Consider the following 13388-nt stretch of genomic DNA (forward strand, 5'->3'; position numbering starts at 1 on the left):
CTCGGTCAGTTGAAACGGATGCGGGCTCAGTCTATCGCTTCGCCTATTCCTCAGCCGACCGGTGCTCCTCCCAGCGCCTGAAGCCGAGCAGGGTCAGCGTGACGATCCCGGCACCGGCGAGCAGCGCGCCGAGGCTCTGTGCCTGCACCTTGGGTTCGACGAAGCGGTATTCCGGTTCCTCCTCCTGCAGCCGCGGCGGGTTCGCGGTGCCGATCCATGCGGCGATGAAGAGGACGATGCGGGCGAACACATTGAGGGTGAGCATGATCGCGATGATCGAGCCGAAGACACCCGCGGCCTTGTTGCCCGAGAAGAGATTGATCAACACGGTGGAGAAGTTGATGAGGATGACGAACGCCACCGCGCCGATGAGTGAACCGCGGATCTTGGCCCGTTTGTCCACCGGCTTCTCCGGCAGCATCGTGAACAGGAACATGAAGATCAGCCAGGCCGCTGCGAAGACGAGCAGCAGCGGGACGATGAAGAGCAGGCTGCCGGCGAATCCGCCGAGACCGAGGAGGTCGGCGATGACCGACCGCAGTCCGGTGCCGACGACGGTGAGCGCCACAGCAATGAGGAGACCGACGATGAGACCGATGAGGGTGACGACGTTGTTCAGGATCTTCTTGACGAAGGACTTCTCCACGACATCGTCGAAGTCCTCATGCAGCTGGGCACGGACAGCCGCACCGAGGTTGCCGATGAATCCCTGCCCTGTGTAGAGGCCGGTGATGATACCGATGATCCCCACACCCTGCCAGTCGAGCAGATAACTCTCGAGCTGCTCTGTCAGAGAGGAGTTGCCTGCCGTGAACGACTCGATCTGCTCGGTGGCCATGGACAGCAGGTCGGGGCGGGCGACGTCGAGGACGAAACCGATGCTCGCGAGGCTGACCATCGCGATGGGCATGACCGCGAGGACGAGGAAGTAGGTGATCGCAGCACCGAACTGGTTGCCCAGACGCTGGCCGAAACGCTGAACGGCGCGCATGAGGTGTGCGGGTCCCGGCCGGTTGACGGCGTTGTGGCCGGCCTCGGCGACGTTGTTGCGCGAGGCCAGTACTTTGGCTGGTGCCACGTGGTTGCTCCTTCGATGTCGATGGCAGAAGTGCCTTCGATTCCTCCCTGAGGTGTCCGTTTCCACACTAGCCGCTGTGAGCGCACTGTGAGCGGCAGGCCGTGCCCTTATCTAGACTTTTGCCCATGCCGATTTCTCTAGCAACCGGTTCTGCTCCCGATTTCGTGCTCACCTCCGAGGGCGGTGCAGCTGAGAACCTCAGCGGGTTCTCCGCCTGGACTGTGACCGTCATGGAAGCCCTCGGGCCACTCGGCGTCGGATTCATGGTGTTCCTCGACAACATCTTCCCGCCGATCCCCAGCGAGCTCGTGTTGCCCTTGGCCGGCTTCACTTCGAGCCAGGGTCAGATGAACATCGTGCTGGCCATCGTCTGCGCGACCCTCGGTTCGCTGATCGGTGCGATCATCCTATGGGCCCTGGGCAAGTGGATCGGCATCGAGCGCATCGCCCGCATCGCGGTGAAGATGCCCCTCGTCGACGTCGACGATGTCCACAAGACCGTCGACTGGTTCGACCGGCACGGCGACAAGGCCGTGTTCTTCGGCAGGATGATCCCCATCTTCCGTTCACTGATCTCGATCCCCGCGGGCATGCGGGACATGCGCCTGGCCAAGTTCGTGGCCCTGACGACGGCCGGCAGCGCCATCTGGAACACCATCCTCATCATCGCCGGCTTCTACCTGGGCGAGAACTGGGCGGTCGTCGAGACCTACGCCGGCTACTTCCAGAAGATCGTCATCATCGCCGTCGTCGTCTTCCTCATCGTGTGGATCGTGCTCAAGGTCCGCAAACACCGGCGGAAGCGGGCGGCAGGCATCGACGTTTCACGCGCCGACGTCATCGAACCCGGAGAATTCGACTCATGATCACTTCGTCCAGGCGGCAGCCGTGTGATCGAACGGAACCTCTTCGCCCGGCTTGACCGGTCCCGGAGGGGTGCCGTCGCCGAAGGGCGAACCGCCGAACTTCCGGTCGCGTCCGTGGTCGCTGAGCCAACCGGAGAGGTCGGGCCCCTGGGGAACGATCTGCGTCGGGTTCACGTCCTGGTGGACGATGTAGTAGTGCTGTTTGATCTGCACGAAGTCGATGGTGTCCCCGAAGCCGGGCGTCTGGTAGAGGTCTCGGGCGTAGCCCCAGAGGTTCTCGAACGCCGTCAGCGGCTGACGGTTGCACTTGAAGTGGCCGAAGTACACAGGGTCGAAGCGGGCGAGCGTGGTGAAGAGTCGGACGTCCGCCTCGGTGATGGTCTCACCCATGAGGAAGCGGGACGTGCTCAGACGCTCCTCGACGATGTCGAGAGCGTTGAACAGGCGGTCGAAGGCCGCCTCGTAGGCTTCTTGTGATCCGGCGAACCCGCATCGGTAGACCCCGTTGTTGATCTCCGTGTAGATGTGGCGCATCACCTTCGCCATCTCGTCCCGTGACTCCTCGGGCCAGAGATTCGGGGCGCCCTCACGGTGATAGTCCGTCCACTGTGTGAAGAAGTCCTCGGTGATCTGGGGGAAGTCGTTGGTCACGACGACCCCGGTGGGGACATCAACCATGGCGGGCACGGTGATGCCGCGCGGATAATCGGGAAAGCGGGCGAAGAACGCCTGCTGCAGGCGCTCGATGCCGAGGACCGGGTCGACGCCGCCGGGATCGAGGTCGAAGGTCCATGACCGGGCATCGTGGGTAGGACCGGGCATGCCGAGCGAGATGACGTCCTCGAGCCCGAGGAGCCGGCGGACGATGATCGTGCGGTTGGCCCACGGGCACGCACGCGCGGCGATGAGGCGGTAGCGGCCGGGTTCGACGGGCCACTGGGCACCAGGATCATTGAGGATGCGGTCTTCGATGTAGTTCGTGTCTCTGTTGAACTCCTGCCCCGCGGCTACGTAGCTGGGTGTGTGATCGGTGTCCTCGGACATGAGTGTCGCCTCCATCGGATCGGTGAGAATCGGCTTCTGCCCTCAGCTTACGACGGGTGCCCCGACCCCGGCGACCGTGTCGGCCAACGACGAGAAGGCCCGGGCGCGAACCCATGATGGGTTCATGCCCGGGCCGATTTCCGGTGATCGCCGCTGATCGGTGTGCGATCGTCGCTGAGCGGCGCGTGATCGCCGCCGATCGATGCGCTCGGCGGCGATCACGCGCCCGATCAGTCCGCGTAGATCGCTTCGATGTCCTCGGCGAAGTCCTTGTTGATGAGGTGGCGCTTGACCGACTGCTTGGCCGACAGGTAGCCGTTCTCCTCGGTGAGTTCGATCGGCAGAATCGTGAACTTCTTGATTCCCTCCGCGCGCGAGACCGTCTTGTTCACCTGCTCGACCGCCTTGGCGACCTCGGCGTGGATCGTGTCGTCGTCGGCGGCTTCGTGAAGATCCATCTGCGGCAGGTCGTGGTTCTTCAGCCAGCCCGGCAGCATCTCCGAGTCGAGGAAGATGAGTGCGGAGACGAACTTGCGGTTCTCGCCGACGAGCACCGGCTGCCCGATGATCGGGTGACGGCGGAGGATGTCCTCGAGTGGTGCGGGGGCGATGTTCTTGCCGCTGGAGGTCACGAGGATCTCCTTCTTGCGCCCGCTGATGGTGAGGTAGCCGTCCTCGTCGAGGGAGCCGAGGTCACCGGTGCCGAACCAGCCGTCGTGGAATTCCTTGGCCGTGGCCTCCGGGTTGTCCCAGTACTCGCGGAAGATCGGCACGCCCTTGGCCAGCACCTCGCCGTCCGGAGCGATCGCCACCGAGACTCCCGGCAGCGGAACCCCGACGGTGCCGATCTTCGACCTCTCGGGAACATTCACAGTGATGGGCGCAGTGGTCTCGGTGAGTCCGTAGCCTTCTAAGACGATGATGCCGAGCCCACGGAAGAAGTGACCCAGGTGGGCTCCGAGCGCCCCACCGCCGGAGACCGCATGAGTGACGTTGTTGCCCATCGCCGCCCGCAGCTTCCGATAGACGAGTCGGTCGAAGAGGGCATGCTGAAGCTTGAGGCTCATCGGCACTTTGCCGGTGTCGAGCGCCTTCGAGTAGGCGACGGCGACCTGCTCGGCACGGCGGAAGATCTTCTCGTTGCCGCCGGCCTGAGCGGTTGCCAGCGCGGAGTTGAAGACCTTTTCGAAGACGCGTGGGACACCGAGGATGAACGTCGGGTGGAAGGTGCCCATCGCATCGGTGAGCTTCGTCAGATCGGACTGGTGGGCAAGCAGCGCTCCGTTGCTGATGGCGAGGACCTCGATGAAGCGCGCGAAGACGTGAGCCTGCGGGAGGAAGAGCAGGCAGCGCATCGACGTGTCCAGAACGCTGGGGATCTGATAGCGGGCCGCCTGCCCGGTCTGAACGAAGTTCGCGTGGGTGAGCACGCAGCCCTTCGGTTTGCCCGTGGTGCCCGAGGTGTAGATGATCGTGGCCACGGAGTCGGATCCGACCTGGGAGCGAGCGGACTCCAGCTCTTCATCGCTGATGTCCTTGCCGGCCTCGGCGAGCTCGGCGAAGGCGCCGTCCTCCCAGACCCTGAGCGCAGGCTCGGGGCGTCCGGCGGCAGCGGCCGCCGCGCGCACCCGTTCGGCGTGTTCACGTGTGGCGACGAGCCCGCGAGAGACATCGGCATTGGTGAGCATCCAGCTCAGCTGCGCCTCGGACGAAGTGTCGTAGAACGGCACGGAGATGCCGCCGGCATACCACACGGCGTAGTCGCTGAGCGTCCATTCGTAGGCGGTGGGCCCGAAGATCGCGATCCGATCGCCGACGCCGACGCCCAGGGCGATGAGCCCCTTCGCAGCCGCGCGCACCTCGGCGAGGAATTCTGCACCCGACAATTCGAGCCAGCCTTCCCCGTCGGGCTTGGCGACCATCGGACGACTCGGGTCCTCGGCGACTGTGCGGAGGAAGACATCGGTGGTCGAGGAGGTGGAATCGACCTCGAAGCCGACGACGGGGGTTGACGACTGCGGCATTGTCGTTGGGCTCATGGGTCTCCTTCGAAGACGTAAGTTACTGCCCGGTTATCTTACAGTTCAGCCAGGTCTCAGTGAAATCGATCACGTTTCCCGGGCGATCCACGCGCTCGATGCCCTGTGAGCAGTCTAACCAAGACGGATCAGGGAGTGTTCAGAGTACGATGGACGGAATCCGCCCACACCCGCTCAGTGAAGGAAGGTAATGACGACGAACCCTGAGGAGACCGGTTTCCGCTATGATGCGGCGCTGGCCGAGAAGATCGAGAAGTCGTGGCAGCGCACATGGGAGACGTCGGGAACGTTCCACACCCCGAACCCCACCGGAGACCTCAGCGAGCCCGCTTCCCAGGACACCCCGTCGCCATACAGCCCGCCCGCCGATCTCAGTGAGCGCGAATCCCTCTACATCATGGACATGTTCCCGTATCCCTCGGGCGTCGGCCTGCACGTCGGCCACCCACTGGGATACCTGGGCACCGACGTCTACGGCCGCTACCAGCGGATGCGCGGCCACAACGTCATGCATGCCCTGTCCTACGACGCCTTCGGTCTGCCCGCAGACCTCTATGCGGTCCAGACGGGGCAGCACCCGCGGATCACCACTGATGCCAACATCGCGAACATGACCGAGCAGCTGCGCCGTCTGGGCCTGGCACACGACGTCCGCCGTCGCTTCGCTACGACCGACGACGAGTTCGTCAAGTGGACGCAGTGGATCTTCCTGCAGATCTTCAACTCCTGGTATGACACCGAGGCGGACACCCCCGACGGCGAGGCCAAGGGACGGGCGCGTCCGATCGAGACACTGATCGACCAGTTCGCCTCCGGCTCTCGTCCCACCCCGGACGGCCGCGCCTGGGTTGATCTGACCGGTGCCGAACGCGAAGACGTTCTGCAGGGCTACCGTCTGGCCTATGTCTCCGAATCGCCGGTCAACTGGTGCCCGGGACTGGGCACCGTGCTGGCCAATGAGGAGGTCACCGCGGAAGGGCTGTCCGAGCGCGGCAACTACCCGGTCTTCACCCGCCGACTGCGCCAGTGGAACATGCGCATCACCGCCTACGCCGACCGTCTCATCGACGACCTCGACGCCCTCGACTGGCCCAACGCGATCCATGCGATGCAGGTCAACTGGATCGGCCGCTCGAAGGGTGCGCTGCTGCGCCTGCCCGTCGCCGGCGAGTCCTCGTCCGAGGTCGAGGTCTACACGACCCGCCCGGACACCCTCTTCGGTGCCACCTACCTCGTCCTCAGTCCCGAGCACCCGCAGGTCGCGTCGCTGACCGCGGCGTCCTGGGACGAATCCACGCCCGAATCCTGGCGCGGGGGTCGGGCCACCCCCGCCGAGGCGATCGCCGCCTACCAGCGTGCCGCCGCTGCGAAGACCGACGCCGATCGGCAGCAGAGCCGGGAGAAGACCGGCATCTTCACCGGCTCCTACGCATCCAACCCGGCCACGGGTGCGCAGGTGCCGATCTTCGTCGCCGACTACGTGCTCATGGGCTACGGCACCGGTGCGATCATGGCTGTGCCAGGCGAGGATGCCCGTGACTGGGACTTCGCGAAGGCCTTCGGCCTGCCCTATATCCGCACCGTCCAGCCGCCGGCCGATCACGACGAGGACACCCCGTTCACCGGCACCGGCGCGATGATCAACTCGGCGAATGCCGAGATCGACATCAACGGACTCGACATCGAAGCTGCGAAGGCGGCCGTGACGACGTGGCTGAAAGACAAGGGACTGGCCACCGAGTCCACGCAGTACCGTCTGCGCGACTGGCTGTTCTCCCGGCAGCGCTACTGGGGAGAGCCGTTCCCGATCGTCTATGACGAAAACGGCACCCCCATCGCCCTGCCCGATGAGATGCTGCCCGTGCAGCTGCCCGAGGTCGACGACTTCGCGCCGCGCACCTATGCGCCCGACGATGCCGACAGCCGACCGGAACCCGCGCTGAGCCGCAATGCCGAGTGGACGAGTGTCGAGCTCGACCTCGGCGACGGTCCGAAGACCTATCAGCGCGAGACGAACACCATGCCCAACTGGGCCGGTTCGTCGTGGTATCAGCTGCGCTACGCCGATCCGCACAACGACGAACGCCTCGTCGACCCTGCGAACGAGGAATACTGGCTGGGTCCGCGGGCCTCGAAGCCGCGCGGCGGCGCCGATCTCTATGTCGGCGGTCAGGAGCATGCCGTGCTCCACCTGCTCTATGCCCGGTTCTGGCACAAGGTGCTCTTCGACCTCGGCCACATCTCCTCCTCGGAGCCCTTCCACCGCCTGGTCAACCAGGGCTACATCCAGGCGTACGCCTACACCGACGCCCGCGGAGTCTACGTTCCCGCCGCCGAAGTGGAGGAACGCACCGAGAGCAACGGTGAGCTGACGTTCTGGTACAACGGCGAGCAGGTCAACCGCGAATACGGGAAGATCGGCAAGTCGCTGAAGAACTCGGTCATGCCCGATGAGATGTATGACGCCTACGGGGCCGACACCTTCCGCGTCTATGAGATGTCGATGGGCCCGCTGGAGCAGGATCGTCCGTGGGAGACCCGTGCCGTCGTCGGCGCTCACCGCTTCCTGCAGCGGGTGTGGCGTCTCTTCGTCGACGAGACCACCGGCGAGTCCGTGGTGCGTGAGGGCGAAGCCGACGCGGAGTCGCTCAAGGTCCTCAACCAGGTCATCAGCGGTGTCCGCGAGGACATGGACCATCTGCGCTTCAATACCGCGATCTCCAAGCTCATCGTGCTGACGAATCACGCGACGAAGCAGGGCGGGGCAACCCGTGACCTCCTCGAACCGCTGACGATCATGCTCGCTCCCTTCGCGCCGCACCTGGCCGAGGAGCTGTGGGCGCGTCTCGGCCATGAATCGACGGTCACCTATGCCACGTTCCCCGAGGCGGACCCGCGTCACCTCGTCGCCGACACCGTCACGTGCGTGGTGCAGGTCAAGGGCAGGGTGCGCGCCCGCCTCGAGGTCGATCCGGATATCGACGCCGCCGAGCTGGAGAAGCTCGCCCTGGAGTCGCCGAATGCCGTCAAGGCCCTCGGCGGAGCTGGGGTGCGCAAGGTCATCGTGCGTGCCCCGAAGCTCGTCAACATCGTCCCCGACGCGTAAGGCACGGTTGACACATCGCCGTAACACGGGATCTGGGAGACTGCACGAGTACTTGCGGCGATGAGCGCCGAATCGCCCCCGACTATGACTGGTGAGAGCATGACGAACGACAGAGCACAGGATGAGATCCGGCACGCCCTCGGCGTGCGACCGCGGATCGACCCGGCTACGGAGATCGAGCGGAGGGTCGAATTCCTCGTCGACTATGTGCTCACCACAGGGGCCAAGGGGCTGGTGCTGGGCATCAGCGGCGGTCAGGACTCGACCCTGGCCGGGCGTCTGTGCCAGCTGGCGGTGGAGGACCTGCGCCGTCGCGGTGCTCAGTCCGAGTTCTGGGCTGTGCGGCTGCCCCACCACGTCCAGGCCGATGAGTCAGACGCCCAGGATGCGCTGTCCTTCATCAGCGCCGACCATGAGGTGTCCATCAACATCGGTGCGGCCACCGACGCCGCCGCGAAGGAATATGCCGAGGCGACCGGCGAGGCGATCACCGACTTCGGCAAGGGCAATGTCAAGGCCCGGATGCGCATGATCGCGCAGTTCGAGCTGGCGGGGGAGAAGCGCCTCCTCGTCGTCGGCACCGATCATGCCGCCGAGGCGGTCACCGGGTTCTTCACGAAGTTCGGCGACGGAGCCGCCGACGTCATCCCCCTGTCGGGACTGAACAAGCGGCAGGGACGAGAACTGCTGAGCCACCTCGGAGCTCCCGATCATCTCGTCGTCAAGGCGCCGACCGCGGATCTGCTCGACGAGGATCCCGGGCAGACCGACGAATCATCGCTGGGGCTCAGCTACCACCAGATCGACGACTTCCTCGAGGGGAAGGAGATCGAGCCCGCAGCCGCCTCGGCGCTCATCGAGAAGTACCGCCGGTCCGAGCACAAGCGGCGCACCCCGGTGGCGCCGACGGACACGTGGTGGATCCGGCACTGACCCGGACGGGCCTGTTCTGATCGGGGCCGCAAGGGAAACGACCGCCGCTGACGCATTCGTCGGCGGCGGTCGTTTCGTACGAGGACCGATTCGGTCGGTGAAGGCTCGGGCCGGTGGAGGCTCGGTCGGTGAAGGCTCGGGCCGGTGGAGGCTCGGTCGGTGGGAGCTCAGTCGGTGAACGGGGGTGCGCCGGAGACGAGTCCGAGTTCGAGGGCCGTCTGGTTGAACTCCCAGCGGGAGGAGACGAAGTCGTCGCTGAGGCGCTCACCCCGGCTGCGCGCCTCCGTGTACTCCCGCCATCCGTCCTCGCGGGTGTCACCAGGGCGGATCTCACGGGTCGAGGAGTCGTCGGCCGAGACCGCGGTCTCCTCATTGACCCAGATCGACAGGCCCTCGGCGGCGCGGTAGAGGTTCATGAACGCGGTGTGCGAGCGAGGGTTGTCGAAGCTCGACTTCTTGAACTCCTGGCAGAACGTGTGCAGCGGTTCGAGTTCGTCGACCGCGAGGGTGCCGAAGGTCGCGTCGAGGCGCAGCGATTGGACGAGTCCGCCCGAGTCGGGGAGCAGCTCGAGGATGCGACGGGCTCGCTTCTCGTCGGGCAGCAGCTCGACGGCCTCTTCGACCGGGGTCAGGCCGAGGGTGTCCATCCGTCCGCGTTCGACGCTGAGCTGCTGACGCAGGGCATCGATCTGCTGCTGGGCACGGCGCCATTCGCCGTGGAACAGCAGCAGGGCCGCGATCATGCCCAGGCACAGGACGAGGCCGATGATCCAAGCCGCGCCCTGGAGTCCGGGAATCGCGAGCGCCACGATTCCGAGCACGGTGAGCACCGCGATCGTCACGGCCGCCGGTGAGTTGGTGAGGAAATCCAGGAAACGCTTCACATTTCCAAGCCTACTGTTTCAACCTCCACATATCGTGCAACCGGGTGGCATATAGTGTGGTGCGAAAACGCATGCCTATACGCAGGAGAGCTCAGCTTGAAGATTTCAGTCATCGGTTGCGGGTATCTGGGTGCGGTGCATGCGGCGGCGATGGCCTCTTTGGGGCACGAGGTCGTCGGAGTCGACGTCGACGAAGGCAAGGTCGAGGCTCTGTCATCGGGTCGTCCGTCATTCTTCGAACCGGGGCTCGGTGAACTGTTGGTCAGGGCTCAGGACAAGGGCCGCCTCGAGTTCACCACCGATGTCTCCCGTGCCGCCGAGGCGGTCGTGCACTTCGTGTGCGTGGGCACTCCGCAGAAGCCCGGCGAGTTCGCCGCCGACGTCACCTATGTCGATGCGGCCGTTGAATCGCTGCGTCCCCACCTGACTCGGACGTCGGTGGTTGTGGGCAAGTCCACCGTTCCCGTGGGCACTGCGGACCGTCTCGCGAAGGTCATCGCGGAGACGGGTGCGACGATGATGTGGAATCCCGAGTTCCTGCGCGAAGGGCATGCCGTCGATGACACCCTGCATCCGAACCGTCTTGTCTACGGCGTGACCGACGGTGACGCCGGGCACCGAGCGGCGGCGACTCTCGACGAGGTGTACGCGACGATGCTGGCCGAGGACACGCCGCGGATGATCACAGACTTCGCGACCGCGGAGCTGGTGAAGACAGCAGCGAATTCGTTCCTGGCCACGAAGATCTCGTTCATCAACGCCATGGCCGAACTCTGCGAGGCCTCCGGCGCCGACGTCACTCAGCTCGCCGATGCGATCGGCATGGATGATCGGATCGGACGGAAGTTCCTCAACGCCGGACTCGGCTTCGGCGGCGGCTGCCTGCCCAAGGACATCCGCGCGTTCATGGCCAGGGCCGGTGAGCTCGGCGCCGATCAGGCGGTGGCGTTCCTCAAGGAGATCGACTCGATCAATATGCGCCGTCGCGTGCGCATGGTCGACATCGCCCGCGACGCGTTGGGCGGGTCGTTCATCGGCAAGAAGATCACGGTGCTGGGTGCGGCGTTCAAACCCGACAGCGATGACGTCCGGGACTCCCCGGCATTGGCCGTGGCCCGACTCATCGCCACACAGGGCGGCATCGTCACCGTCACCGACCCGCAGGCCATCGACAATGCACAGCGGGCGTTCCCCGAACTCGGGTACGTCACCGACACCTCGGAGGCGCTGACCGGGGCCGATGCGGTGCTGTTGCTGACCGAGTGGAAGGAATACCGGGAGCTCGATCCGGCGGCCACGGCCGAGCTCGTGGTCGGCAAGGTCCTCGTCGACGGACGCAATGTGCTCACGCCCGAACTGTGGCGGGGCGTCGGCTGGACCTATCGCGCCCTGGGCCGTCCATGAGGGTCGGGCTCGTCACCGACTCGACGGCGCAGCTGACACTGCCCGAGCGGAACCGGCTGACCGTGGTCACCGGCGGTCTGTTCCGGATCGTCCCGCTGACCGTGCTCATCAACGGAATCGCCCACACCGACGGGGAGCTTGCTCCCAGCGTCCTCTGCCATCAACTGTCCGACCGGGCGGAGGTCACGACGTCGATGGCCACTCCCGCCCAGTTCGCCGCCGCGTTCCAGGAACTCATCGACGACGGCGCGGAAGCGATCATCGTCGTGACGATCTCCGGGGAACTCTCGGGCACGCGGGATTCCGCGGTGACGGCCGCCGCCGACGTCCCCGTGCTCGTCGAGGTCGTCGACTCACGCACCACCTCGGCGGGGCTGGCCGGGGCCGTGTCCGTCGCGGCCGCGGGCATCGCTGCCGGTGAGTCGGTGTCATCGGTCACCGGGACCGTCGCCGACTGGTGTGCGAGCGAGACCGTGACGATCTTCGCTCCCGAAACCCTCGAATATCTTCGCCGAGGCGGCCGTATCGGAGCCGCGTCCTCCCTCCTCGGTCGCGCCCTGCAGATCGTGCCCGTCCTCGGACTCAAGTCCGGAGTGGTCGTCCCGATCGCGCGGGTGCGCACCCGGGGCAAGGCCCTCCAGCGGATGAGCGCGATCGCCGCCGAAACTGCCGCCGACCTCGCGGTCGAACCCGCGGAGCTGCAGGCCGAGATCCAACAGTCGGAGGGCCTCACAGACGATCGAGACGTCATCGAACTCGACCAGCTGCTGACCTCCCGCGGCTTCACGACGAGCTTCCGCACGCTCTCGCCGATCATCACCGCCCACGTCGGTCCCGGCGCCCTCGGCGTATCGGTGCAGACGACGCCGTAAGGGGCCTCACTCCGACGCCGCATCCTGTGGACAGCGCCTCGACTCCACCGTCGTGAGCCTGTGGACGCAGACACGGTGTCCACAGGCCTCACTCCGGCCCTGGTCGTTTCCCTGCGCAGTCTCATAGCCTCGCGGGCATGGCTGTGTCTCCGGATGATCGATTCGCCGGCCTCCTGAACTCCAGTGCCGAACGGGGCGGATGGGTGCCGGGAGACGTCTTCACCGCCGATTCCGCCGGCGAGGAGGAGGTCGTCGAACCCCGGAGAGTGCGGCTGCCGGTGCTCGTGGCGGTCGCGATCGCCACGGTCGGCATCCTCGTCCTCGCGTTCTTCCTGTTCCGCCCCGCGGCCCAGCACGCGCCCACGGGTGCCGATGCCGACGAGCCGGCGGCCGGATCGGACGGGACGAACCCATCGACCGCCGAGGCGGGCTCGCCCGCCGGTGGGAGCACCGGGCCGGCCGAGGGCGCGCAAGGAGTCGGAGCAGGAGGTGCGGGCGCAGCCTCCGCGGCACCGTCGGGCGATGTCATCGTTCACGTCACCGGGGCTGTGAAGAAGCCATCGGTGGTCACGCTCAAGGCCGGAGCCCGCGTCCAAGACGCCGTCGAAGCGGCCGGCGGCCTGAGCAACGGCGCCGATGCCGAGTCGATCAATCTCGCTCGAGTCCTCGCCGACGGAGAGCAGATCCACATTCCGAAGGAAGGAGAAACCCCGCCCGGTGATGGGGCTTCCGGTGGAGCCGACGGGGCATCGGGAGGTGCAGACGCAGCATCGGGTACATCGGGCGGAGCATCTGATGCTGCGGGCGGAGCACCGGGTGCAGGCGGCAAGATCGATCTCAACGCCGCCGATGCCGCGGCCCTCGAAACCCTGCCCGGCGTCGGTCCGGTCACCGCCGAAGCCATCATCGCCCACCGCCAGTCTCAGCCGTTCGCCTCCGTCGATGATCTGCTGCTGGTCAAAGGCATCGGGCCGAAGACCTTCGAGAGTCTCAGAGACCTTGTCACCGTCGGCTGAGCCTCCACCGCACAGGAACGGACAGGAATCCCGATCACGCGGCGGCGGGCGCAGCGGTCGGGAGTCCGAACCTCGCGGGGGCCGGTGCGCCAGGCGGGACCTCCACACAGGCTGGGACAGGCTCAGAGACCGGGCGCACCGGTCGG

Annotated in this window: 10 protein-coding genes; 6 read left to right on the forward strand and 4 right to left on the reverse strand. The window is 66.0% G+C overall.

The features are described from left to right. Window positions 1-43: 43 nt before the first annotated feature. On the reverse strand, window positions 44-1078 hold the full coding sequence (locus tag HK401_RS04065) for a YhjD/YihY/BrkB family envelope integrity protein (protein ID WP_181273408.1): 1035 nt from the start codon (window positions 1076-1078) through the stop codon (window positions 44-46). Window positions 1079-1203: 125 nt separating this feature from the next. Here HK401_RS04065 and HK401_RS04070 point away from each other — a divergent pair, with 125 nt between their 5' ends. After that, window positions 1204-1944 (forward strand): DedA family protein, encoded by a 741-nt coding sequence (locus tag HK401_RS04070; protein ID WP_373563638.1) that lies wholly within the window; start codon window positions 1204-1206, stop codon window positions 1942-1944. On the opposite strand, the gene HK401_RS04075 is transcribed toward HK401_RS04070, so the two are convergent. Next, complete coding sequence (locus HK401_RS04075) at window positions 1945-2988, reverse strand: glutathione S-transferase family protein (protein WP_181273409.1); 1044 nt, start codon at window positions 2986-2988, stop codon at window positions 1945-1947. Window positions 2989-3218: 230 nt separating this feature from the next. Beyond that, a complete protein-coding gene (locus HK401_RS04080) occupies window positions 3219-5027 on the reverse strand; it encodes an AMP-dependent synthetase/ligase (RefSeq protein WP_181273410.1) in 1809 nt (602 codons plus the stop codon). 190 nt (window positions 5028-5217) lie between these two features. On the opposite strand from HK401_RS04080, the gene leuS reads away from it, so the two are divergent. Beyond that, complete coding sequence (leuS, locus tag HK401_RS04085; protein ID WP_181273411.1) at window positions 5218-8133, forward strand: leucine--tRNA ligase; 2916 nt, start codon at window positions 5218-5220, stop codon at window positions 8131-8133. 99 nt (window positions 8134-8232) lie between these two features. Continuing rightward, window positions 8233-9066: an NAD(+) synthase gene (gene nadE, locus HK401_RS04090; protein ID WP_181273412.1), complete on the forward strand. Its 834-nt coding sequence runs from the start codon at window positions 8233-8235 to the stop codon at window positions 9064-9066. A 167-nt stretch (window positions 9067-9233) separates the two neighbouring features. Here nadE and HK401_RS04095 read toward each other — a convergent pair whose 3' ends face one another. After that, entirely contained in the window at window positions 9234-9950 is a 717-nt protein-coding gene (locus HK401_RS04095) for a hypothetical protein (protein ID WP_309135905.1), read from the reverse strand. 96 nt (window positions 9951-10046) lie between these two features. Between HK401_RS04095 and HK401_RS04100 the strand changes: the two genes are divergently transcribed. The 3 genes from HK401_RS04100 to HK401_RS04110 all read left to right on the forward strand — a co-directional run bounded on the left by HK401_RS04100 (window position 10047) and on the right by HK401_RS04110 (window position 13242). Next, the gene (locus tag HK401_RS04100; RefSeq protein ID WP_181273413.1) at window positions 10047-11354 is read left to right on the forward strand and encodes a UDP-glucose dehydrogenase family protein; all 1308 of its coding nucleotides are present in this window, start codon (window positions 10047-10049) and stop codon (window positions 11352-11354) included. Continuing rightward, the gene (locus HK401_RS04105; protein ID WP_181273414.1) at window positions 11351-12226 is read left to right on the forward strand and encodes a DegV family protein; all 876 of its coding nucleotides are present in this window, start codon (window positions 11351-11353) and stop codon (window positions 12224-12226) included. The genes HK401_RS04100 and HK401_RS04105 overlap by 4 nt, the downstream gene beginning before the upstream one ends. A 137-nt stretch (window positions 12227-12363) precedes the next feature. Beyond that, window positions 12364-13242: a ComEA family DNA-binding protein gene (locus HK401_RS04110; protein ID WP_181273415.1), complete on the forward strand. Its 879-nt coding sequence runs from the start codon at window positions 12364-12366 to the stop codon at window positions 13240-13242. The last annotated feature ends 146 nt before the right edge of the window (window positions 13243-13388 follow it).

The sequence above is a fragment of the Brevibacterium oceani genome, assembly GCF_013623835.1.
GTDB classification, from domain to species: domain Bacteria; phylum Actinomycetota; class Actinomycetes; order Actinomycetales; family Brevibacteriaceae; genus Brevibacterium; species Brevibacterium oceani.